Origin of the sequence: Streptomyces sp. NBC_01478, from assembly GCF_036227225.1 — a bacterium.
In the GTDB taxonomy this organism is placed as follows: Bacteria; Actinomycetota; Actinomycetes; order Streptomycetales; family Streptomycetaceae; genus Streptomyces.
In genome coordinates this window covers 5,861,581-5,884,173 of record NZ_CP109444.1, presented here as the reverse complement: position 1 = coordinate 5,884,173, position 22,593 = coordinate 5,861,581, and the positions used below count along the sequence as shown (strand labels likewise).

Annotated in this window: 22 protein-coding genes and 1 tRNA gene; 10 read left to right on the top strand and 13 right to left on the bottom strand. The window is 70.4% G+C overall.

Annotation, left to right across the window (positions count from 1 at the left end; genetic code table 11):
- Positions 1–117: 117 nt before the first annotated feature.
- Genes OG223_RS26600 through OG223_RS26585 form a run of 4 tightly spaced genes read right to left on the bottom strand, consistent with a single transcriptional unit; the run spans position 118 to position 4,575 of the window.
- On the bottom strand, positions 118–1,083 hold the full coding sequence (locus tag OG223_RS26600; RefSeq protein WP_329253542.1) for a MerR family transcriptional regulator: 966 nt from the start codon (positions 1,081–1,083) through the stop codon (positions 118–120).
- Positions 1,080–1,982, bottom strand: a complete 903-nt coding sequence (locus OG223_RS26595; RefSeq protein ID WP_329253539.1) for a metal-dependent hydrolase — start codon at positions 1,980–1,982, stop codon at positions 1,080–1,082. The genes OG223_RS26600 and OG223_RS26595 overlap by 4 nt, the downstream gene beginning before the upstream one ends.
- Entirely contained in the window at positions 1,979–3,736 is a 1,758-nt protein-coding gene (locus tag OG223_RS26590; RefSeq protein WP_329253536.1) for an SDR family oxidoreductase, read from the bottom strand. The genes OG223_RS26595 and OG223_RS26590 overlap by 4 nt, the downstream gene beginning before the upstream one ends.
- The gene (locus OG223_RS26585; RefSeq protein ID WP_329253533.1) at positions 3,733–4,575 is read right to left on the bottom strand and encodes a M24 family metallopeptidase; all 843 of its coding nucleotides are present in this window, start codon (positions 4,573–4,575) and stop codon (positions 3,733–3,735) included. The genes OG223_RS26590 and OG223_RS26585 overlap by 4 nt, the downstream gene beginning before the upstream one ends.
- 246 nt (positions 4,576–4,821) lie before the next feature.
- Between OG223_RS26585 and OG223_RS26580 the strand changes: the two genes are divergently transcribed.
- The 6 genes from OG223_RS26580 to OG223_RS26555 all read left to right on the top strand — a co-directional run bounded on the left by OG223_RS26580 (position 4,822) and on the right by OG223_RS26555 (position 9,069).
- Positions 4,822–5,808, top strand: coding sequence for an ABC transporter ATP-binding protein (locus OG223_RS26580; RefSeq protein WP_329265484.1), 987 nt, complete (start codon positions 4,822–4,824; stop codon positions 5,806–5,808).
- Positions 5,798–6,706, top strand: a complete 909-nt coding sequence (locus OG223_RS26575; protein WP_329253530.1) for an ABC transporter permease — start codon at positions 5,798–5,800, stop codon at positions 6,704–6,706. Before OG223_RS26580 ends, OG223_RS26575 begins: the two co-directional genes overlap by 11 nt.
- Entirely contained in the window at positions 6,703–7,614 is a 912-nt protein-coding gene (locus OG223_RS26570; RefSeq protein WP_329253527.1) for an ABC transporter ATP-binding protein, read from the top strand. Before OG223_RS26575 ends, OG223_RS26570 begins: the two co-directional genes overlap by 4 nt.
- A gap of 11 nt (positions 7,615–7,625) precedes the next feature.
- Entirely contained in the window at positions 7,626–8,345 is a 720-nt protein-coding gene (locus tag OG223_RS26565; protein ID WP_329253524.1) for an ABC transporter permease, read from the top strand.
- A 116-nt stretch (positions 8,346–8,461) separates the two neighbouring features.
- A complete protein-coding gene (locus tag OG223_RS26560; protein WP_329253521.1) occupies positions 8,462–8,701 on the top strand; it encodes an SGM_3592 family protein in 240 nt (79 codons plus the stop codon).
- Positions 8,702–8,963: 262 nt separating this feature from the next.
- A tRNA-OTHER gene (locus OG223_RS26555) sits at positions 8,964–9,069 on the top strand.
- Between the two features lie 140 nt (positions 9,070–9,209).
- On the opposite strand, the gene OG223_RS26550 is transcribed toward OG223_RS26555, so the two are convergent.
- From OG223_RS26550 to OG223_RS26510, 9 genes are all read right to left on the bottom strand, one after another.
- A complete protein-coding gene (locus OG223_RS26550; RefSeq protein ID WP_329253518.1) occupies positions 9,210–10,004 on the bottom strand; it encodes an HAD family hydrolase in 795 nt (264 codons plus the stop codon).
- Positions 10,001–11,278: a serine--tRNA ligase gene (serS, locus tag OG223_RS26545; protein WP_329253515.1), complete on the bottom strand. Its 1,278-nt coding sequence runs from the start codon at positions 11,276–11,278 to the stop codon at positions 10,001–10,003. Before serS ends, OG223_RS26550 begins: the two co-directional genes overlap by 4 nt.
- Positions 11,279–11,829: 551 nt before the next feature.
- Positions 11,830–12,762: a prephenate dehydratase gene (gene pheA / locus OG223_RS26540; protein WP_329253512.1), complete on the bottom strand. Its 933-nt coding sequence runs from the start codon at positions 12,760–12,762 to the stop codon at positions 11,830–11,832.
- Between the two features lie 72 nt (positions 12,763–12,834).
- Positions 12,835–14,133 (bottom strand): iron uptake transporter deferrochelatase/peroxidase subunit, encoded by a 1,299-nt coding sequence (gene efeB / locus OG223_RS26535; RefSeq protein WP_329253509.1) that lies wholly within the window; start codon positions 14,131–14,133, stop codon positions 12,835–12,837.
- An 8-nt stretch (positions 14,134–14,141) separates the two neighbouring features.
- Positions 14,142–16,172, bottom strand: coding sequence for a copper resistance CopC/CopD family protein (locus OG223_RS26530; RefSeq protein ID WP_329253506.1), 2,031 nt, complete (start codon positions 16,170–16,172; stop codon positions 14,142–14,144).
- A 16-nt stretch (positions 16,173–16,188) separates the two neighbouring features.
- A complete protein-coding gene (locus OG223_RS26525; protein WP_329253503.1) occupies positions 16,189–16,635 on the bottom strand; it encodes a copper chaperone PCu(A)C in 447 nt (148 codons plus the stop codon).
- A complete protein-coding gene (locus OG223_RS26520) occupies positions 16,632–17,282 on the bottom strand; it encodes an SCO family protein (RefSeq protein ID WP_329253500.1) in 651 nt (216 codons plus the stop codon). The genes OG223_RS26525 and OG223_RS26520 overlap by 4 nt, the downstream gene beginning before the upstream one ends.
- 92 nt (positions 17,283–17,374) lie before the next feature.
- Positions 17,375–18,097: a YcnI family copper-binding membrane protein gene (locus OG223_RS26515; RefSeq protein WP_329253497.1), complete on the bottom strand. Its 723-nt coding sequence runs from the start codon at positions 18,095–18,097 to the stop codon at positions 17,375–17,377.
- A gap of 174 nt (positions 18,098–18,271) precedes the next feature.
- Positions 18,272–19,120, bottom strand: a complete 849-nt coding sequence (locus tag OG223_RS26510; protein ID WP_329253494.1) for a hypothetical protein — start codon at positions 19,118–19,120, stop codon at positions 18,272–18,274.
- Positions 19,121–19,356: 236 nt separating this feature from the next.
- On the opposite strand from OG223_RS26510, the gene OG223_RS26505 reads away from it, so the two are divergent.
- The 4 genes from OG223_RS26505 to OG223_RS26490 all read left to right on the top strand — a co-directional run bounded on the left by OG223_RS26505 (position 19,357) and on the right by OG223_RS26490 (position 22,298).
- Positions 19,357–19,803 carry an ATP-binding protein gene (locus tag OG223_RS26505; protein WP_329253491.1) on the top strand — a complete coding sequence of 149 codons (447 nt, stop codon included), beginning with the start codon at positions 19,357–19,359 and terminating at the stop codon, positions 19,801–19,803.
- 55 nt (positions 19,804–19,858) lie between these two features.
- Positions 19,859–20,413, top strand: coding sequence for a GNAT family N-acetyltransferase (locus OG223_RS26500; RefSeq protein ID WP_329253488.1), 555 nt, complete (start codon positions 19,859–19,861; stop codon positions 20,411–20,413).
- Positions 20,414–20,507: 94 nt separating this feature from the next.
- On the top strand, positions 20,508–21,473 hold the full coding sequence (locus tag OG223_RS26495) for an intradiol ring-cleavage dioxygenase (RefSeq protein WP_443073744.1): 966 nt from the start codon (positions 20,508–20,510) through the stop codon (positions 21,471–21,473).
- A gap of 9 nt (positions 21,474–21,482) precedes the next feature.
- The gene (locus tag OG223_RS26490) at positions 21,483–22,298 is read left to right on the top strand and encodes a triphosphoribosyl-dephospho-CoA synthase (RefSeq protein ID WP_329253485.1); all 816 of its coding nucleotides are present in this window, start codon (positions 21,483–21,485) and stop codon (positions 22,296–22,298) included.
- Positions 22,299–22,593 lie beyond the last annotated feature (295 nt).

The window sequence follows — 22,593 nt, the reverse complement described above, 5'->3', positions numbered from 1 at the left end:
CAGCATGACGCGAGAGACGTGGATCACGCATTTTATTTTGCGGCCGATGTTTGATCCACAACCAACTGTAGTTATCCACAGGGGAATTGGCGTTTCTGTGGACAACTCCCTGTCATGTCACCCCTGTTCGTCAAGATCGGTCGGGGGGCCACCCTTTGGCATGAGCGCATCCAACGCCCTTGCCCGCAGCTCCCGTTCAGCCGCCAGCGCGATGAACTCGGCCGCCTTCGCCGTACCAACCAGCGCCTCCACGGCCCGCATTGTCGTCTCGGGCACGGCCACGGAACGTGACGAGGACACGGGGCGCGAGGGTTCCGCCGCCCCGAGGTGCCGGCGCAGGGACCGGTTGGCGAACAGGCGCATCGCGCGGGCGAGTTCGGCGTCCACGGTCTGCCGCGCGAGGGGGCGCAGTCGTCGTACGAGTGAGGCCGCTTCTGTGGCGTCCGCGTCCGTCGGACGGTGCGGTCCGTCGAGGTAGCGGGCGAAGACGTGCTCGGTGGTGAACTCCAGGAAACGGGAGGCGATGTGCTCGACCTGGACCCTCAACTCCCGTAGGTGGGACGAGATCGCGGACAGGGGAACCCCCGAGGCGTACAACTCGACGGCCACCGCGAGCTCTTGGGGGCTCGGCACGAGGAAGGAGTCGGGGTCCCCGGGGACCGGCTCCAGCACGCCGAGTTCGACGGCCTCGGCGACGGCCGTGGCGTCCGGGGTGCCACCGAAGCGCTGCTCCAGCTCGGCGCGCGAGACCCGGACCGCTTCCTCGTCGGTCCACGGCCCGTCCACCTCGGCGACCAGCCCGAGCACCCCGCCCAGCCCCCGGCCCGCGTCCCAGGCGTCCAGCAACTCCTTGATGGAGGCCAGTCCGTAGCCGCGGTCGAGCAGGTCCGCGATCTGCCGGAGCCGGGCGAGATGGACGCCGGCGTACACATTGGCCCGCCCGCGCCGCTCGGGCCGGGGGAGCAGACCGCGGTCCTGGTAGGCACGGATCGTCCGGACGGTGGCACCGCTGAGCCGGGCGAGGTCCTCGATGCGGTAAGTGGGCTCGCGGGGACCGGAGTCAGGACCGGACCCGGAGGTCACGCGGCCCCCGCCCGAGCCGCCGGTGAGCGCTTCAAGTACTCCGCCGCCCGGCTCGACGACCCCTCCCGGGACGGATGGTAGGAGCGCCGCAGATAGCGGGGGACCGCCGCGCCGAGCGATCTCCAGGTGGGCAGCAGGCCTTTTCGTACGGCCTTGTTGTGTTCGGTGAGGGAGTAGCGGACGTGGCCGGGGAGTTGGGGGTCGTGGCGTATCAAGTAGGCCGTGCCCCAGGCCCACAGGGCGAGCATCACGGGGGCCGTCACCGCCATGCCCACGACGCGGTGCGCGTAGCGGGGGAGGCCGTGGCCGCCGCAGTGCTGGAACATGTCGAAGGCGACCGCGCGGTGTTCGACCTCCTCCGCTCCGTGCCAGCGCAGCAGGTCCAGCATGATCTCGTCGGCGCCGGCCCGGTCGAGGCCCTCGGCGGTCAGGATCCAGTCGCCCAGCACCGCCGTGAACTGCTCGATCGCCGCGACGACCGCGAGCCGGAAGCGCAGCCACTCCCGCTCCGGCACCGGCGCGCCCAGCGGCGGGTGTTCGCCGAGCAGCCGTTCGAAGAGGAAGTCGACGTGCCGGGTGAAGTCCGCGGTGTCGAACCGCTGGGCCGTGAGCCGGTCCAGCACGTGCGCGTGCTGGACGCTGTGCGTGGCCTCCTGGCCCATGAACCCCTTCACGTCCGCGCGGAGCCGGGGGTCCTCGACCAGCGGCAGGCCCTCCTTGAGGACCTTCACGAACCACCGCTCCCCCGCCGGCAGCAGCAGATGCAGGACGTTGAGGACATGGGTGGCGGTCGGCTCGTCCGGGATCCAGTGCAGGGGCGTGCGCGACCAGTCGAAGGAGACCCGGCGGGGCGCGATCGTGTGGTGTTCGCCGGCGTGGTGCTCGTCCGCGGAGGTCACAGCGGCGGCTCCAGCCGGGCCATCGCCCGCAGCGCGCGCGGGGCGAACCGGGACATCAGACGGGCGCCGCGCGCCTCCGGAGTGACGGGCACGACGGCCTGGTTGCGGACGACCGCCCGCAGGATCGCGTCGGCGACCTTCTCCGGCGGGTAGTTGCGCAGCCCGTACAGGCGCGCCGACCTCTTCTGGCGCCGCTTCTCCTCGTCGGCGTCGACCCCGGCGAAGTGCGCGGTCGAGGTGATGTTGGTGTTGACGAGGCCCGGGCATATCGCCGAGACACCGATCCCCTGCCCGGACAGTTCCGCGCGCAGGCACTCGCTGAGCATCAACACGGCCGCCTTGGAGGTGCTGTAGGCGGGCAGCACCTTGGAGGGCTGGAACGCCGCCGCCGAGGCCGTGTTGACGATGTGGCCGCCCTGGCCGCGCTCGGCCATCTGTTTCCCGAAGAGCCGGCAGCCGTGGATCACTCCCCACAGGTTGACGTCGAGGACCTTCTTCCAGTCCTCCGGGGTGGTGTCGAAGAAGGAACCGGAGAGTCCGATTCCGGCGTTGTTCACCAGGACGTCCACCACGCCGTACTCGGCGGCGACCTTCGCGGCGAGCTTCTCCATGGCCTGCTCGTCGGAGACGTCGACCGTCTCCGCCCAGGCCTCGGGGGCGCCGATCAGGCGGGCCAGTTCGGCGGTGCGGGCCGCGCTCTCCGCGTCCCGGTCGACGGCCACCACGCGCGCGCCGGACTCGGCGAAGGCGAACGCCGTGGCCCGCCCGATACCGCTGCCCGCGCCCGTGACCAGCACGAGCTGCCCGCCGAACCGCTCGACGTACTTGCCGGTCGCCGGCGTCGGCGCGGGCCGGTCGCCCTCGTTGGCGGTCACGAACTCGGTGATCCAGGAGGCCAGTTGATCGGGACGCGTGCGTGGGATCCAGTGCTTGGCGGGCAGCGTGTGGCGCACCAACCCCGGTGCCCACAGCTCCAGTTCGTCGTAGAGCCGCTCGGACAGGAACGCGTCCCCCAGGGGCGTGACGAGCTGCACGGGCGCGTGCGCGTACGCGTCGGGGCGTGGCCTGCGCAGCCGGGCCCGGACGTTGTCCCGGTAGAGCCAGGCGCCGTGGGCCGCGTCCGTGGGGAGCGACGAGGTCGGGTAGTCGCCGCGCGGGACCTTCTCGACGCGCTCCAGGATCTTCGGCCAGCGCTTGCCGAGCGGGCCGCGCCAGGCGAGTTCGGGCAGCACGGGCGTGTGCAGCAGGTACACGTACCAGGACTTGGCCCCCTGGCCCAGGAGTTGGCCGACGCGGCGCGGGGTGGGCCGGGTGAGGCGCTTGTTGATCCAGTGCCCGAAGTGGTCCAGGGACGGCCCGGACATCGACGTGAAGGAGGCGATACGGCCCTCCGTGCGCCCGACGGTGACGAACTCCCAGGACTGCACCGAACCCCAGTCGTGCCCCACCAGGTGCACCGGCCGGTCCGGGCTGACCGCGTCCGCGACCGCCAGGAAGTCGTCCGTGAGCTTCTCCAGGGTGAACCCGCCCCGCAGCGGCTGCGGGGCCGTCGACCGGCCGTGCCCCCGGACGTCGTAGAGCACGACGTGGAAGCGGTCGGCGAGGCGGCCGGCCACCTCGGACCAGACCTCCTTGCTGTCGGGGTAACCGTGCACCAGGACCACCGTCGGGTTCGACGGGTCCCCCAACTCGGCCACGCACAGCTCGACTCCGCCGGTCCGCACCCGGCGCTCGCGCGCACCCTCAAGCGTCACTTGTCCTCCGCCCAGCGCCGCACGTGCGGCAGATCGTCGTCGAGCCAGAAGGCGCTCTGTTCGGGGTCCTTGGAGTCGGTGACGACCAGGATCTCCTCGAACTTGGCGCCCGTGCCCCGGAATCCGAGATGCGGTTCGACCGCCCACAGGCCCGGGTGCGGGGGATGGTCGGAGAAGCGGTACGGCGACCACAGCGGGGACCAGCCGTCGCGGTGGCCGTGCAGCGCGTCGCTCGCGAGGCCCTTCAGGGACTGCGTGCCGAACCCGAACAGGCGCGGGGACCAAGGGCGTTCGGCCACCCGGTCGACCTTGTGCGCGATCACGCCGAAGGGATACGCGCGGTGCCGGTTGGCATACCCCTGGCGGACCATGAGGCGGTCCACGTCCTCGTAGATCTCGCGCAACGGGCGCCGCTCGCGCACCTCGCGCAGGAGCAGTGCGCGGTGCGCCTCCAGGTCGGCCATCAGCCGGTCCTGCACCGGGTTGCCGCCCAGGGAGCCCGAATAGCCGATGTCGGCCGTGAAGCCCTTGTACACGGGGGCCATGTCCAGGATGAACGGCATGCCGGGCTCAAGACGCCGGCCCGTGGGGAAGAACTGCAGCGGCACCCGGAAGTTGGTGAACGCCGTGCGGTCGCCGAACCAGGCGAAGGGCAGATGGAACCAGTCCCGCACTCCCCGTGCGCGCAGCCACGACCGCTGCATCCGCGCCGCGTCGCGCTCGGTCACCCCGGGCTCCAGTCGGGCCGCGACGGCTTCGGCGCACTCGTACGCCAGCCGCTGGACCTCCCTGAACCCCCGCAGTTCCGCGGAGAGTTCGCGTGTCACCGCCGTAGTCATGCCACCGCCCCACCTGTCCACATCGACTGCGGTACGTGCTCGTAACTTGACACTGGTGAATGTGACAGTTGTTAGAGGCTCCGTCAATAGGCCTGATCTCCACCTGTGGACAAACGCCCAGGCGTCCCCGCGTAGCTCTCAAGCAGGGCATCCCCTACGGGCCCGTACGTCTGGAGTCTGACGCGAGTACAGCTCTGCGGGGTGACGACCGCAGTGGTCCGCGTCACTACCTTCGTAGACGTGACTGTGATCGCGACCGAAAGCCTGAGCAAGCGGTTCCCAAGGGTGACCGCGCTTGACCGGCTCTCCGTGGACGTCGGCCCCGGTGTGACGGGGCTCGTCGGTGCCAACGGAGCCGGCAAGTCGACCTTGATCAAGATCCTGCTGGGTCTGTCCCCCGCCTCCGAGGGCCGAGCCGAAGTGCTCGGCCTCGATGTCGCCACCAAGGGTGCCGACATCCGTGAGCGCGTCGGGTACATGCCGGAGCACGACTGTCTGCCGCCCGACGTCTCGGCCACCGAGTTCGTCGTCCACATGGCGCGCATGTCCGGCCTGCCACCGACCGCGGCGCGCGAGCGCACCGCCGACACCCTGCGCCATGTCGGTCTGTACGAGGAGCGCTACCGCCCCATCGGCGGCTACTCGACGGGCATGAAGCAGCGCGTCAAGCTCGCGCAGGCCCTTGTCCACGACCCGCAACTGGTCTTCCTGGACGAGCCGACCAACGGCCTCGACCCGGTCGGCCGCGACGAGATGCTCGGCCTCATCCGCCGCATCTACACCGACTTCGGCATCTCGGTCCTGGTGACCTCGCACCTGCTGGGCGAGCTGGAGCGCACCTGCGACCACGTGATCGTGGTCGACGGCGGCAAGCTCCTGCGGTCCAGCTCCACCACGGACTTCACCCAGACCACGACGACCCTCGCCATCGAGGTCACCGACACCGACGAGCACCCGGACGGCACCCGCGCGGTGCGCGACGCGCTCCACGCGCGCGGGGTGGACACCCACGACAGCAGCGGCCTGCCCGGCGCGGGCCACGTCCTGCTCCTGACGGCCTCGGGCGAGGAGACGTACGACGTGGTCCGGGACGTGATCGCGGACCTCGGCCTCGGCCTGGTGCGCATGGAGCAGCGCCGGCACCACATCTCCGAGGTCTTCACCGACACCGGCACCGACACGGGCGCCGGCCACGACGCAGAGCGGAAGGAGGCCGTAGGCCATGGCAATTGACCAGCCCCTGGTCCCCCAGCCGGGCGACCAGACCCGTATCCACAACATCGGCTACCGCCACTACGACGGCCCCCGCCTGGGCCGCGCCTACGCCCGCCGCTCCCTCTACTCGCAGTCCCTGCGCGGCTCCTACGGCCTCGGCCGCTCGGTGAAGTCCAAGGTGCTGCCGATGCTGCTGTTCGTGGTCATGTGCGTGCCCGCGGCCATCATGGTGGCCGTCGCGGTCGCCACGAAGGCCAAGGACCTGCCCGTCGACTACACGCGCTACGCGATCATCATGCAGGCCGTCATCAGCCTCTACGTCGCCTCCCAGGCACCGCAGTCCGTCTCGCGCGACCTGCGCTTCAAGACCGTGCCGCTGTACTTCTCGCGGCCGATCGAGACCGCCGACTACGTAAGGGCCAAGTTCGCGGCCCTCGCCTCGGCCATGTTCATCCTGACCGCGGCCCCTCTGATCGTGCTCTACGTAGGAGCGTTGCTCGCGAAGCTCGACTTCGCCGACCAGACCAAGGGCTTCGCCCAGGGCCTCGTCTCCGTGACCCTCCTCTCCCTGCTCTTCGCCGGCATCGGCCTGGTCATCGCCGCGGTCACCCCGCGCCGGGGCTTCGGCATCGCGGCCGTCATCGCCGTACTGACCATCTCCTACGGCGCCGTCTCCACCCTCCAGGCGATCGCCGACGCGCAGAACGCCACGAACGCCATCGCCTGGATAGGCCTCTTCTCGCCCGTCACCCTCATCGACGGACTCCAGTCGGCCTTCCTGGGAGCGACGTCGGCGTTCCCCGGAGGCGTCGGACCCACCCACGCGGAAGGCGTCGTCTACGTCCTCGCCGTCCTGGGCCTCATCGCCGCGACCTACGGCCTCCTGATCCGCCGCTACCGGAAGGTGGGCCTGTGACCACGCTCTCCATCGACCACGTCTCCCGCTGGTTCGGCAACGTGGTCGCCGTCAACGACATCACCATGAACGTCGGCCCCGGAGTCACCGGACTCCTCGGCCCCAACGGCGCCGGAAAGTCCACCCTCATCAACATGATGGGCGGCTTCCTCGCCCCCTCCACCGGCAGCGTCACCCTCGACGGCCAGCAGGTGTGGCGCAACGAGCAGATCTACAAGCACATCGGCATCGTCCCCGAGCGCGAGGCGATGTACGACTTCCTCACGGGACGCGAATTCGTCGTCGCCAACGCCGAGTTGCACGGCCTGGGAGCCAAGGCGGCCCAGAAGGCGCTCGCCACGGTCGAGATGGAGTACGCGCAGGACCGCAAGATCTCCACGTACTCCAAGGGCATGCGCCAGCGCGTGAAGATGGCGTCCGCCCTGGTCCACGACCCCTCGCTCCTGCTCCTCGACGAGCCCTTCAACGGCATGGACCCGCGCCAGCGCATGCAGCTCATGGACCTGCTGCGGCGGATGGGCGACGAGGGCCGCACGGTGCTGTTCTCGTCCCACATCCTCGAAGAGGTCGAGCAACTCGCCTGGCACATCGAGGTGGTTGTGGCCGGACGGCACGCGGCCAGCGGCGACTTCCGCAAGATCCGCCGCCTGATGACCGACCGCCCGCACCGCTACCTGGTCCGCTCCAGCGACGACCGCGCTCTCGCGGCCGCGCTGATCGCCGACCCGTCGACGTCCGGCATCGAGGTCGACCTGGCCGAGGGCGCGCTGCGCATCCAGGCCGTCGACTTCGGCCGGTTCACGGCCCTGCTGCCCCGGGTGGCCAGGGACCACGGCATCCGGCTGCTCACGGTCTCGCCGTCGGACGAGTCCCTCGAGTCCGTCTTCTCGTATCTCGTCGCGGCGTAGGAGGCCAAGAGATGTACGACCCCACAGTCGCCCGACTCACCTACCGGGCCCTGCTCGGCCGGCGCCGGGCCCTCATCCTGGGCGCCCTGCCCTTCCTGCTGATCGCGATCTCCGTGGTCGTGCGGGGCCTCACCGGCGCCGACGACCAGACCGCGGTCGACGTCCTGGGCGGGCTCGGCCTCGCCACGATGGTGCCGATCATCGGCGTCATCGCGGGCACGGGCGCGATCGGACCGGAGATCGACGACGGCTCGGTGGTGTACCTGCTGTCCAAGCCGCTGAAGCGGCCGACGATCATCTTCACCAAGCTGATCGTGGCGGTCGCGGTGACCATGGTGTTCTCGGCCGTGCCCATGCTGATCGCCGGGTTCATCCTCAACGGCAACGGCCAGCAGATCGCCGTGGCCTTCACGGTGGCCGCCCTGGTCGCCTCCATCGCCTACGCGGCCCTCTTCCTGCTGCTCGGCACGGTCTCCCGGCACGCGGTGGTCTTCGGGCTCGTCTACGCCCTCGTCTGGGAGGCCCTGTTCGGCTCCCTGGTCGCCGGCGCCCGCACGCTGAGCGTCCAGCAGTGGTCCCTGGCCGTCGCCCACAAGGTGTCCGGCGGCGACCTGGTGACCTCGGACGTCGGACTGACCACGGCGACGGTGTTCCTCGTCCTGGTCACCGCGGGAGCCACCTGGTACGCCGGCCAGAAGCTGCGCTCGCTGAAGCTCGCCGGCGAGGAGTGACAGGGCCTGATGGACGACAGGCCTGCTGCGGAGATGACAGGTCCTGATCTTGACGGGGGCTTCATCTCTGTCCGGGCACACTGGGCAAACAGGACGCGTGGCTAGGAGGAACGGGGATGGCCGGAGAGGCTACGTACGGCGGCGGTCAGGCGGAGTCCGGGGACGGCTGGGACAAGCTGGTCCTGGACGACGACTTCATACGGTCCGCCGAGACGGCCGAGCCGTCCGCCCGGGCCCGGATGCTCGCGGCCCGCTGGCGCAACGAGTCGCCCGAGCCACAGCCCTGGCGCTCGGACGAGCCGCCCGCGGGATGGTTCTTCAGCAAGGCGCGCAGGCGCAGGTGGCGCCGACGCTGACTGTCACACGGCCGCCCTTTTATTCGGTGGCGCCCAACTCGGCGTACAGGCACAGTTGTTGTGTCGACGCCGGATCAGCCGGCGCCACCGACTGGGAGAGGAGCTGGACGATGTCGATGCCAGACAGTACGTCCAACTCCCTTCAGGGCAGCCCGCGGCGGTCTCCGGAGTAGTTACCCCTCCGTCGAGCCGCCCACCACGGGGAGCTGCCCGGGGCGGCCGCTTCGAGCACGCGACTCATTATCGCGTGGGCCGCCCTCCCGGAGGATTGGCCGAGTGGTAAGGCACGGGCTTGCGCTGTGTTCAATTAACAGCGAGTCATGGTCGGGCCTGGAAAGCCCGCGCACGTTCGATCCGTGCATCCTCCGCAAGACGTTGTCACTGCAACTGCGCATCATGCGAAGCCAAGGACCGGTGCGCCCACCCAAGGGGCGCGGGGCCGTATCGACTTGCGGCTCCGCCGCGCGGGCGCGACCAGCCCCCACCGGCCCGCAGCCATACGACGACCTCAGCTCAGCAGTCGCTCCAACACCACCGCGATCCCGTCCTCCTCATTCGAAGACGTCACCTCGTTCGCCACCGCCTTGAGCTCCTCATGCGCGTTGGCCATGGCCACGCCATGGGACGCCCACCCGAACATCGCGATGTCGTTCGGCATATCGCCGAAGGCAATCGTGTCGGCCGCCTTCAGGCCCAGGCGGCGGGCCGCCAACGACAGACCGGTCGCCTTCGTGAGGCCGAGCGGGAGGAGTTCGACGATGCCCGCGCCGGCCATCGCGACCGAGACGAAACCGCCGGCGGCGAGCGTTGCCGCCTCGGCGAGTTCGTCGTCCGTGAGGGTCGGGTGCTGGACGTAGATCTTGTTCAGCGGCGCCGCCCACAGCTCGGACACGTCCGAGAGGGGCGTCGACGGCAGCGTGCCCGTGACCGCGTACCCGTCGCCGACCAGCACCTCGCCGTCCAGGCCGTCCCGGCTCGCCGCGAGGTACAGCGGGCCGACCTCCGCCTCGATCTTGGCGAGTGCCACCCCGGCGAGTTGCCGGTCCAGGGTGACCGAGGTCAGCAGGCGGTGCTCCCCGGCGTCGTAGACCTGGGCGCCCTGGCCGCAGACCGCGAGGCCCTCGTAGCCGAGGTCGTCCAGGATGTGCCGGGTCCAGGGGACCGCGCGGCCCGTCACCACGATGTGTGCCGCGCCCGCCGCGGCGAGGGCGTCCCGGGTGCGCGACGAGATCGACTCGTCGGAGCGCAGGAGCGTTCCGTCGAGGTCGGTCGCGATCAGCCGGTAAGGGAAGCCGGCTGTCACTTGGCGACCGGCGTCAGGACCTCACGGCCGCCCAGGTACGGACGCAGCACCTCGGGCACACGCACCGAACCGTCGGGCAGTTGGTGGTTCTCCAGGATCGCCACGATCGTGCGCGGTACGGCGCACAGCGTGCCGTTGAGCGTGGCCAGCGGCTGCACCTTCTTGCCGTCGCGCAGGCGCACGGAGAGGCGGCGGGCCTGGAAGCTGTCGCAGTTGGACGCCGAGGTCAGCTCGCGGTACTTGCCCTGGGTCGGGATCCACGCCTCGCAGTCGAACTTGCGGGACGCCGACGAGCCCAGGTCGCCCGAGGCAACGTCGATGACCTGGAAGGGCAGTTCGAGGGCGGTGAGCCACTGCTTCTCCCAGTCCAGGAGCCGCTGGTGCTCGTTCTCCGCGTCCTCGGGGAGGACGTACGAGAACATCTCGACCTTGTCGAACTGGTGCACGCGGAAGATGCCACGCGTGTCCTTGCCGTACGTCCCGGCCTCGCGGCGGAAGCACGGGGAGAAGCCCGCGTAGCGCAGCGGGAGCTTCTCCGCGTCGAGGATCTCGTCCATGTGGTACGCGGCGAGGGGGACCTCGGAGGTGCCGACCAGGTAGAAGTCGTCCTTCTCCAGGTGGTACACGTTCTCCGCGGCCTGGCCGAGGAAGCCGGTGCCCTCCATGGCGCGCGGGCGGACCAGCGCCGGGGTCAGCATCGGGATGAAGCCGGCCTCCGTGGCCTGCGCGATCGCCGCGTTGACGAGCGCCAGCTCGAGGAGGGCGCCGACGCCGGTGAGGTAGTAGAAGCGCGAGCCGGAGACCTTGGCGCCGCGCTCGACGTCGATCGCGCCGAGCGCCTCGCCGAGCTCCAGGTGGTCCTTGGGCTCGAAGCCCTCGGCGCCGAAGTCGCGGATCGTGCCGTGCGTCTCCAGGACGACGAAGTCCTCCTCGCCGCCCACGGGGACGTCGGGGTGCACGAGGTTGCCGAGCTGGAGCGCGAGGCGCTTGGTCTCCTCGTCCGCCTCGTGCTGCTCGGCGTCGGCCGCCTTGACGTCGGCGGCGAGCTGGCCCGTCTTCTTGAGCAGCTCGGCCTTCTCGTCGCCGGAGGCCTTGGGGATGAGCTTGCCGAGCGCCTTCTGCTCGGAGCGCAGCTCGTCGAAGCGGACGCCGGACGACCTGCGCCGCTCGTCGGCGGACAGGAGAGCGTCGACGAGCGCGACGTCCTCTCCACGGGCGCGCTGGGACGCGCGCACACGGTCGGGGTCCTCACGGAGCAGGCGAAGGTCAATCACGCGGACCAGGCTACCGGTGACAGGTTCCGGCTCACGACTCGGTATTCCGAACTGCGGCTTACATGTAGTTATGGGGTAATTGCGCGGAGTGTTCCCGGGCGTCGGCGCGGGTCAACGAAAAAGCGTCCCGCTCCCTGGAACGGGGCAGGCGTGCGGCGGCCTGTTGACTCGAATCCCTTGTGGGAAACGGGACTTGAGGTCGCGGTTGTCCACAGGAATCCACATCCCGGAAGAGTTATCCACAGGGTGTGCGAAAGATCTGTGGACATCGAAAACGATCATTTCCAGAACGTTTCGCGCGGTGGGTAATTCCTGCCCCAAAAGTGCCTCCCATCCACTTTCGGGTGGAAATGCGTCGCTCCATAGGATTGCCCGTAGGAAACAGGTGGACGAAGAGTGACCTACGCGCCGGTGGACGCGTGGACGGCCTGTAGGGAGATTTGTCGACTGGATCGTGCTTCGTTGTCGACTTGTCCCCAGGTCGAGAAGCGGACCTGTGGATAACTTCTGTGGATAACGAAGATACGCAGGTACTACCGGGGTGCCGCCGGTCAGAAACGGCCGTCCTGGCAGTGCGCGACCCAGTCGGCCGCGGCCAGGAAGTCCTCGTCCGAGGTCGCCGGGAAGAGCGGCCGCACCCCGTCCACGCCGACGTCCGCGCGCGGATACGAACCGAGGAAGCGCACCTGCAGACAGATCCGCTTGAGCCCCGCGAGGGCCTCGGCCACCCGGCGGTCGGAGATGTGCCCCTCGGCGTCGATGCAGAAGCAGTAGTTGCCGATGCCGGCGCCGGTCGGGCGGGACTGGAGCAGCATGAGGTTGATGCCCCGGGTGGCGAACTCGCCGAGCAGGTCGCGCAGACCGCCGGGGTGGTCGTCACGCTGCCAGATCACGACCGAGGTCTTGTCCGCGCCGGTCGGGGCCGCCGGGCGGGCCGGCCTGCCCACCAGCACGAACCGGGTCTGCGCGTTCTCCGCGTCGTGGATCTCGGTCTCCAGGGCCTCGAGACCGTACCGGGCGGCGGCGAACTCACCGGCGAACGCGGCGTCGTAGCGGCCCTCCTGGACCAGCCGGGCGGCGTCCGCGTTCGAGGCCGCCGACTCCCACAGGGCGTCCGGGAGGTTCGCCTTCATCCAGTTGCGGACCTGCGGCTGGGCGGCGGGATGCGCGGAGACCGTCTTGATGTCGGAGATCTTCGTGCCCGGCCTGACCAGCAGCGCGAAGGTGATCGACAGCAGCACCTCGCGGTAGATCATCAGCGGCGCGCCCGCGACCAGCTCGTCCAGGGTGGTGGTGATGCCGCCCTCGACGGAGTTCTCGATCGGCACGAACGCGGCCTCGGCCTCGCCGTTGCGCACCGCGTCCAGGGCGGACTGCACCGACACATACGGGATCAGCTCCCGGGTGGCCGTCTCGGGAAGCGTCCGCAGGGCGACTTCGGTGAAGGTGCCCTCAGGGCCGAGATACGCGTAGCTGGCTGGCATGACCTCACCCTAATGGGCCTTGCGAAACCCGGTACACGCTTCCCTGCCCAGCCACCCGTGAGGGCGACGGGCTCACCCCTCCAGCAGCCGCTGCCCCACGTACTCGCCCTTCGCCGCCCCGCCCGGCACCGCGAACAGACCGCTCGCCTCATGCCGGATGTACGTCGACAGGGCGTCACCGCGGTCGAGTTTCCGCTGCACGGTGACGAAGCCGCGCAAGGGATCGGCCTGCCAGCAGACGAAGAGGAGCCCGGCGTCCGGGGTGCCGTCGGCGGCGATGCCGTCGTGGTACGAGAAGGGGCGCCGGAGCATCGCAGCGCCGCCGTTCTGGTCGGGGCGGGCGATCCGGGCGTGCGCGTTGATGGGGACGACCAGGGCCCCCTTCGCGTCGGTCTTCTCCAGGTCCATCGCGGTCGTCTCGCCGCCCCCGGACAGGGGTGCCCCAGTGGACTTGCGGCGCCCCACGACATCCTCCTGAGCGCCGACCGACAGCTTCTCCCAGTCGTCGAGGAGCATGCGGATACGGCGTACGACGGCGTAGGAGCCGTTCGCCATCCACGTCGGGTCGGTCGATCCCGACGCCGGCACGAAGATCCGTTTGTCGAAGTCGGACTCGGTCGGCTTGGGGTTGCGGGTGCCGTCGAGCTGGCCCATCAGATTGCGGGCGGTCATCGTGTGGGCCGTGGCGCCCGGCGTCCGGTTGAAGCCGTTCATCTGCCAGCGGACCTTGGCCGCGCTGCCCGCGTCCTTCTGGATCGTGCGCAGGGCGTGGAAGGCGACCAACGCGTCATTGGCGCCGATCTGCACCCACAGGTCGCCGTTGCTGCGCGCCTTGTCGAGCTGGTCGGAGGAGAAGTCGGGCAGCGGGTCGAGGGAGACGGGCCGCTGCTTCTCCAGCCCGGTACGGGAGAAGAAGCTGTTGCCGAAGCCGAAGGTGATCGTCAGCGACGAGGGCCCCGCGTCCCGGGCGACCTCCGTGTCGTCGTGCGCCGCCGCCTCACCCGCCATCAGCCGCTCGGCGGTCGTCGACCAGCGGCGCAGCAGAGCCGCCGCCTCTTTGCGGCTCGCGCCCGCCGCCAGGTCGAAGGCGACGAGATGGCCGCGCGCCTGGAGGCCCTCGGTGATGCCGGGCTGATGTTTCCCGTGAAACATTGCCATGTCCGCGCCCAGCGAGGTCAGCGGTGTGGCTCCGGCCGGTGCGGACGCGTACCCCACGGCCCCGCCCGCCGCACCGAGCACGAGCCCGGTGGCACCGGCCGTACCGAGGAGCTGTCGGCGGGAAACGCCCTCCCTGGGGGAGGCGTTTTCGGAAACGGCCTCCCCGGGGGGTGCCTCTACGGTCGGGGCCTCGGGAATGGACTGGTCAGGCATGGCGTGGTTCAGCCGATCTGCGCGTTCTTGTCGACGGTCGTCTGGTCGATGTCGGAGGTCCGCACGGTCACCGAGATCTTCCAGTCGCCCGCCATGGGGATCTGGATTCCGTTCGCGGCCCAGTGCCCGGTGGTGATGCGGTCGGGCGTCACGGGCAGCGGGCCGATCTTCTTGGCGGCGAGGGTGAAGGCGACCTTCACCTCGGGCACGTCGAAGGCCCGGCCGTTGGGGCGCTGTACATAGACGTGCATCTCGTTGCCGCCCACGCGCGCGGGGTCGAGGTCGAGCCGGATGACGCCCTTGCCGTCCGTGCCTCCGGTGTCGAAGGACATGTCCAGGGTCAGGGCGCCCGAGGACGAGGTGTTCGCGGCCGAGGAAGCGGATGCCTTGGCCGCCTTGGCGTCCTCCTCGGTGCGGCCCGGTTCGGTGGCCGTCAGGGCCGTGGTGACGGCGAGGACGACGACGGCGACGGCGGCCTCGGCGAGCACCGAGCGGCGCAGTCCGAAGAGGTTCGGGTCGGCGTCCCGCAGCCGCTTCTGCCGTGTGGTGTCCACGGCGGCCTGCTGGCGGGCGAGTTGGGCGGCGCGCTTGGAGTCGCCGGTCGCGGCGGACCCGGTCGCGTGGGAATCGGCCTCGGCCGAGGCGTCGACGGTCGTGGAGTCGGTGGCTGTGGAGACGGTGGCCGTGGCGGACGCCTTGGCACCGGAGTCGGCGGCCTTGGCGGACGCGGTGACGTGCTCCTTCTCCGGCTCGCGTTCCTCGGACTCCCCGGCTTCCGTTTCTTCTACGACCGTCTCGGTCGTCTCGGCCGTGTCCGCGAGCCGTCCCGTCCAGCGGCGGGAGATCGACGCGATGCCGACGAGCAGCGCCACGAGGCCGATCTTCACGAGCAGCAGTTGTCCGTAGCCGGTGTCGGTGAACGCCGACCAGGAGCCGAGCTGGCGCCAGGACTGGTAGATGCCGGTCGCGACGAGTGCGATGACGCTGCCGAACGCGATGCGCGAGAAGTTCTGTACGGCACTCCGTCCGACCCGGTTGTCGGCGGGGGCCCGGTACAGCGCGACGAGGAGGGCGGACAGACCGCCGAGCCAGGTCGCCACGGCCAGCAGGTGGACGACGTCGACGGGCATCGCGATGCCGGGCTGCAGCCCGGTCGAGGCGTGCTCGGCCAGCGCCCAGCTCGCGGCGAGCCCGGCGGCCACCACACCGCCGCCGATGGAGAGCCCGAAGGTGAGGTCCCGCTTCTCCTCGTCCTCCCGCTTGTCGTAAGCCCCGAAGAGCACGGCGATGAACAGCGCGGCGGCGGCGAGCAGCAGCAGGCGGGAGACGAGCGCGGCGCCCGTCTTGGTTTGGAGCACCTGGCCGAGGAGGTTCAGGTTGAAGATGTCGCCGAACTTCCCGGTCGTCGTGTACGAGCCGCGCACCAGCAGCAGCGAGAGCGTGGCCGCGGTCAGCGAGACCCAGCCGGAGACGACCAGCCGCTGCAGCGCGCGCACCCCGGCGCCCCGCTGCCAGCAGGCCAGGATGAAGGCGGCGCCGCCCACCATGACGATGAAGCCGGCGTACGACATGTAGCGCCCGAAGCCGTACAGCCCGCCGACGAGCCCGCCGCCGACGTCCTGGTCGGAGACCGAGACGGTGGTCCTGGAGGGGGCGCCGACGGAGAAGGTGAAGGCGCCGGCCACGGGGTGGCTGTCGGCCGACACGACCTGCCAGGCCACCGTGTACGTGCCGTCGGGCAGCCCGCTGCGGACCTGGATGGCGTACGTCGTGCCGCTGATGTTGGACGGTTTGCCGACGTCGACGCGTTTGCCCTTCGGGTTGAGCACGCGCAGCGAGTTGTCGTTCGTCGCCACCTTCTCGGAGAAGGTGAGCGAGATCTGCGTCGGAGCCTTGTCGACCACCACCCCCGAACTGGGGTCGCTGCCGGTCAGCGCGGCGTGCGCGGACGCCGTCCCGGCCCCGGCGAAGAGCATGCCGGTGACGGCCAGGAGCAGCAGCACCAGGTTGCGGACGCGGGGGGTGATGGTCGTCTTCAAGGTGGGGGTCCCTCCCTCAGTGCCCGGTCGTGGGGTTGTACGTCGCCGACTTCACGGGCATCTCAACCGTGAGCGGGCCGGACTTGGCAAAGTGCAGCTTGACGGTCACGTTGTCGCCCTGCTTCAGCGTGTGCTTCAGCTTGTCGAACATAAGGTGGTTGCCCCCGCTCTTGAACACGAGTTGACCGTGTGCGGGCACATCGAGGGACGTGACCTCCTCCATCGCCTGGCCGACCGTCTCGTGCACGGAGACCGGGCCGAGGTCGCTGGTGACGGAGGTCAACTCGTCCTTCGCGCCGCCCTTGTTGGCGATGTCCAGGAAGCCCGCCGCCATGTCGGAGACCGGCTGGGGGATGTAGGCGGAGCTGACGGAGAGCTGGGCCTTCGTGTCGTCCGAGCCGCCGCAGCCGGTGAGGACCAGCGCGCCGGTCAGCACCGCGACGGGCCCGGCGAACCGCCTCACGGCGTCTCCCCCTTGATGATCTTGGGGAGGTCCTTGGTGTAGTCGTCGACGGTGGTGTCCTGGCCGTAGAGCAGGTAACCGCCGTTGGTCTTCGGGGAGAACGCGACGACCTGCGTGCCGTGGACGGAGACGAGCTTGCCGTTCTTGTCCTTCGAGGTGGGCTCGATGGAGATGCCCATCGTGCGGGCGCCGGCCTGGATGGTCGCGAAGTCGCCGGTCAGGCCGACGAACTGGGTGTCGATGCCCTTGAGCCACTTGCCGAGTTCCGACGGGGTGTCCCGCGCCGGGTCGGTGGTCACGAACACGACCCGCAGCTTGTCCTGCTCGGCCTTGGGCAGCGCCTTCTTCGCCACGGCGATGTTGTTCATCGTCAGCGGGCAGATGTCGGGGCAGTGGGTGTAGCCGAAGTAGATCAGCGTCGGCCGGCCCTTGGTCTCCGCCCGGAGGTCGTACTTCTTGCCGTGCGTGTCCGTGAGCACCAGGTCCGGCTTCTCGAACGGGGTGTCGAGCACGGTGGCGGCCTGTGTCGCGGTGTCCCCGCCGACCACGGAGACGGGGCTCTGGCCGTCGTCGCCGCTGCCGCAGGCGGAGAGCGTCAGGGTGGCGGCGGCGAGCAGAACGGCCGCCGCGAACGTCTTCTTGCGCATAGAGAAATGTCCCAGTTGTGAGAGCTCCGGCGCGCACCGGGGCCGTACGCAAGAGTCGCACGGACCCCTGTGCGCGCCATGAGTGACGGGCCTCAGACGGTCGTACGCCGACGACCGGCGAGAACGCCGTACGCCACGCCCGCCGCGCCGACGGCGATGCCGACCACGCCGAGGACGCGGGCGGTGGTGTCGGAGGAGTCGGCGGCGGACGTGGTGTCGGCGGCGGTGTTCTCGGTCTTCTCGGAGGCGTCCTCGGCGGTCGCGCCGGAGGCGGAGGTGGCGGCGGAGGTCAGCGCAAGCGTCGGAGCCGGGTTCTCGGGCTCCTCCTCGCCGTCCTTCTGGACCTCGATCCAGCGCACGACCTGCTTGTCGGAGTACGTCTGCAGCGCCTTGAAGACGAGCTGGTCGGCGTCCATGGGCAACATGCCGACGGAGACCGGGAACTTCTGGAAGTAGCCCGGCTCGACGCCCTTGCCGGTCGCGGTCCAGGTGACCTTGGTGACGGCCTCGGTGATCGTCTCGCCGTGCATCTCGGCCGGCTTGGCCAGCTTCGACTTGGTGACCTTGACGGTCCAGCCGCTGATCGGCTCCGGCATCACGGACGCCAGCGGGTGCTCGGTCGGGAAGGTGACCTCCAGCTTGGTGGTCGAGGCGTCGTCACGCTCGTTCGGGACCTTGAAGTCGACGACCGCGTAGCCGCCCTTGACGGCCGTGCCCTCCGGCTGCACGGAGACGTGCGCGAAGGCGGGGGAGGACAGGACGAGAACGGCCGAGCCGGCGACGGCAGCGGCGGCGGCGATACGAGAAGCCTTCATGGAAGGGAGCACTCCACTTCGAGTTCGAGTGAGTTCCGGTGGTGAAGAGGGGGCGCGTCAACACCTGGGTGACATCAGGGGTTTCCCGGCGGAAAAAGACGGGCACGCGCGTGTGCCGCACGACGGCGGCCTCTCCACGCACAGAACGGAGTGCGGGGCGGTGGTCGCGTCGCGTCAGGCGGCGAGGACGTGTGCGGTGGCGGTCGGCGGGCCGCGGCGGATCACCGAGTGCTGGAGCGCGGTGGTGTGCGGCGCGGGCGGCGCGCAGAAGGCGGTACGGCGCAGTCGCGGCCCCGCCTCGGGCGCCCCCGGCAGCCCGGCCCGCAGGGCGCGCACCAGGGCGAGGGCCCCGCGCAGGGACCGTACGAGCGCCCCTTCGGCGACTCCGTGCGCCGACAGTTCCATGAGGCGCAGCAGCGCCAGGTCCCCGCGCCGCAGCAGCCAGCCCGCGGCGAGTGCCGCGAGGACGTGACCGAGCAGCATGGACAGGGACGGGAACAGCGACATCGAGGAGCCGGTGGAGGTGGACATGGCGTCCGCGGGGTGATGCATCGACCCCGTGCCGCCGCTCATCGAACTCATCGAGCCCGAAGTCGGCAGCAGCCGTGCGTCGGTGAGGATCTGCTGGGCATGCGCCGGGCTGATCGCCGCCGCGGTGGTCCCGCACAGCAGATGCGCGGCCCGCGCGACCAGCGCGGCGTCGGACGCGGACAGGCCGCCGGTGGCCGGCGTACCGGCCGTACCGGCTGTCTGGCCGAGCCCGAACAGCGTGTGCAGCACGGTCTGTCCGACCGCGAGCAGCGCCGCGATCCCCGGCAGCGAGCGCTCACGCCCGGCGAGCGGGGCCACGACGAGGAACGTGACGAGGAAACCCGCGCCCAGTGTCCACAGCGGAACGGTGGCGCAGGAGGCGATCGCATGACCGGCCGCGGCCAGCACGACACAGACCGCGGCGAACACCGCGGCCCGCAGGACCCGGAGTTCACCTCCGGAGCGCGCCGTACGTGGGTGGGGGGCAGTCATGGCGGGCTCATCATCGCACCGGCCTTGTCGCCGCTATACGGCAGGTCCGCAACATCCGGACCGTAGTGTGTCGTACGTCACAAAGATCACTCTCCGACGTGAGCTACCTCCGGATACACCAATTACGTTTGGGACACATCCCCCATATGGGCGGCATCACGTCAACTCCGTGCTTACACAGGGGCACTGGCGGCAATAGGTATCACTATGTCGAGCCGCGGCCGGGAGGCTGGAGCATGAGCATCTGGTGGTCACTCCATCTGAGGCGCGAGGCCGCGAGCGTGCCACTCGCCCGGCGACTGTTCCTCGGCACGATGGAGACCGCGGGCGTCGACCCGGACATCTCCTACGACCTCTCCGTCGCCCTGAGCGAGGCGTGCGCCAACGCCGTCGAGCACGGCGGCGACACCGGGCACGGCACGCCCTCGGAGGCGTACCGGGTCACCGCGTACCTCGACGGCGAGAAATGTCGTATCGAAGTCGCGGATTCGGGCCCCGGTTTCGCCCGCACCCAGTCCGTCCGGTCGGCCCCGAGCGAGGCCGAGAACGGCCGCGGTCTGTGCCTCATCCAGGAACTCGCCGACCACGTCCACATCGGCAACAAGCCGGGGGTGGGCGGGGCGGTGGTGAGCTTCGACAAGATCCTGAAGTGGCGGAAGGACGCGCCGTTGATGGCGGTGTGAGGGCACGTTCGAGGCGGGTGCCCCGGCGTTCGAGGCGCGGCGGCAGAATCTGCGGATGGACATCCGACCCGAACAACTGGCCGACGATATGACGCTGCGGCTCGCCGAGCCGGCCGACGCCCCGGCCCTCGCCGCCGCCTTCGCCGAGAACCGGAGCCCCTGGGAGCCGTACCGCCCGGACGCCTTCTTCACCGCCGAAGGGCAGCGCGGGCGTCTGGGGGCAATGCTGCGGGAGTACAGGGAGGGCCGGGTCGTGCCGCTGCTCCTCGTCTCCGGCGGGCGGGTCACCGGGGCCTTCACGCTGGCCGGGGTCGTCCTCGGCTCCTTCCGCAGCGCTTCGCTCGGCTACTGGATCACCGCCGACCTGCAGGGGCGCGGTCTGGCCACCGCGGGGGTCGAGCGGGTGTGCCGGATCGCGCGGGAGACGATCGGGCTGCACCGGCTGGAGGCGACCACGCGGCTCGACAACCTGGCCTCCCAACGCGTCCTGGAGAAGAGCGGGTTCGAGCCGATCGGCATGGCTCCGCGCTATACACACGTCGGCGGGCAGTGGCGGGACCACCGGTTGTTCCAGCGGATCCTGCACGACGACGACCCGATGCCGGTCTGACGCCGACGACCCGGCTTCAGCTTTCTGAGAATTCTTATCTTGCGCACAGTGCACGCTCACGCCCTTGACGGCGGCCGTCCCTAGCTTCGCGACCATGACGGGAAACCAGGAAAATCACGGAAACCACAGAGACAAAACGATCAGCCGGCGCCGCGCCCTCGCGGTGACCGGCGGGACGGTCGCGGCCGGCGGGCTGGTGGCGGCCGGGTTCCAGTCGGCGTCCGCCGACACCACGGACACCGCTGACACGACGGCAGACGCGACCGCCTCGGCCACGGCGAGTTCGACCGGCGGCGAGTGCATGACGCTGATGACGAGCGTCACGGAGGGCCCCTACTACCTCGACGGTGCCTTGGTGCGCAAGGACATCACCGAGGGCAAGGCGGGCGTCCCGCTCACCCTGCGGCTGACCGTCGTCGACGCCACGGACGGCTGCACCCCGGTCTCCGGCGCGGCCGTGGAGATCTGGCACTGCGACGCCTGGGGCTACTACTCCGGCTACACCACCGCCAACCCGGGTGGCTCGGCCCCCGCGGAGAGCGAGGAGGGCGACAGCGCCGACGATCTCACCTACCTGCGTGGTTACCAGGTCGCCAACGCCAACGGGGTCGTCAAGTTCGAGACGATCTTCCCGGGCTGGTACACGCCCCGCACCTGCCACATCCACGTCAAGGTGCACACCGGCGGCGAGAAGGAGGACGGCACCTACGAGGGCGGCAAGGTCAACTACACCGGCCAGCTCTTCTTCGCCGACGACATCGCCGAGGAGATCTTCACCCTCGACCCGTACGCCAGGCACACGGGCTCGTACACCGTCCTCGCCGACGACATGGTCTACGACGGCGGAGGCGCCGCCAGCGGTCTGCTCACCCTCAAGGCCGTGCACAAGAAGGACCCGTCCAAGGGCTACAAGGGCTCCCTGACGCTCGGCGTCGACCCGGACGCGGAGGACACGGGCGGGGGCGGCGGCGGAGGCGGTACGCCCCCGAGTGACGCTCCGACAGGTGCGCCGCCGTCCGACAGCGTCAGCCCCTCCCCTTCGGCCTCCGCCTCCTCGTAAGGTACGACGATGCAGAGCCGCGAGGACGAGGCACTGGCGCGGGCCGCCGTGGACGCACTCACCGGGCAACTGGCGCTGGCTCCCAAGCCGGGCCTGCCCGACCCGCGCGACCTGGCCGCCCGCACGACCCGCGTGGACCACCGCGCCCTGCGCTGGTCGGCCAAGGCCCTGACACCCGGCCTCGCGGCGATGGCGGCGGCCGCCCGCCGCACGGGTGAGCCAACTCCCGTGCTCCGCGCGGAACTCGGCGCGATAGGCCGCTGCACGGAACACTCCGTCGCCCTCGCGGGCGGCGGCCACCGGGGTGCCCTGTGGGCGCTGGGCCTGCTGGTCGCGGCGGCCGCCCTGGACCCCCGTGCGGGGGCGCAGGACGTCGCCGCGACGGCCAAACGCATCGCCGCCCACCCCGACCGACGCGCCCCGCGCAGGCCCTCACGCGGTTCGTCGATCTCGGCGAAGTACGGGGCGGCCGGCGCGCGGGGCGAGGCGAAGGCCGGATTCCCGCACGTACGACGGGCGTTGGACACCCTCGCCACGACCCGCGCGACCGGAGCGACGGAGACCCAGGCCCGCCTGGACGCCCTGCTCACGGTGATGTCCACCCTCCAGGACACCGAACTCCTGCACACCGTGGGCCCGTTGGGCCTGCGCCAGGTCCAGGCGGGGGCCCGCGGCGTCCTGGAGGCGGGCGGTACGGCGACGGCGGCGGGCGCGGAGGCCCTGGCCGCCTTCGACACCGACCTGTCCACGCGCGCGTGGAGCCCTCGCGGAAGCGCGGGGCTCCTGGCGGGCGCGTTGTTCCTGGACTCGCTGCCGGTGGGCTGATTGGCGCGGGTGGCTTGAGCGGGCTGGTGCCGGTGGTCTCTTTGGCGCGGGTGGCTTGGGCGGGTTGGGCGCGGTGGGTTCGTTGGCGTGGGTGGTCCGACCAGGTTGGGCGCGGTGGGTTCATCGGCGCCGGTGGCCTGATTGGACCGGTGCCCATGGAACTCACCGGTGCGGGCGGCCTGGTGGGACCGGTGCAGGTCAACTCGTCGGCGCGGGCCGGCTGATCGGGCCGGGGCGGTGGTGGGTTCATCGGCGCCGGTGGCCTGATCGGACCAGCGCCCATGGAACTCACCTG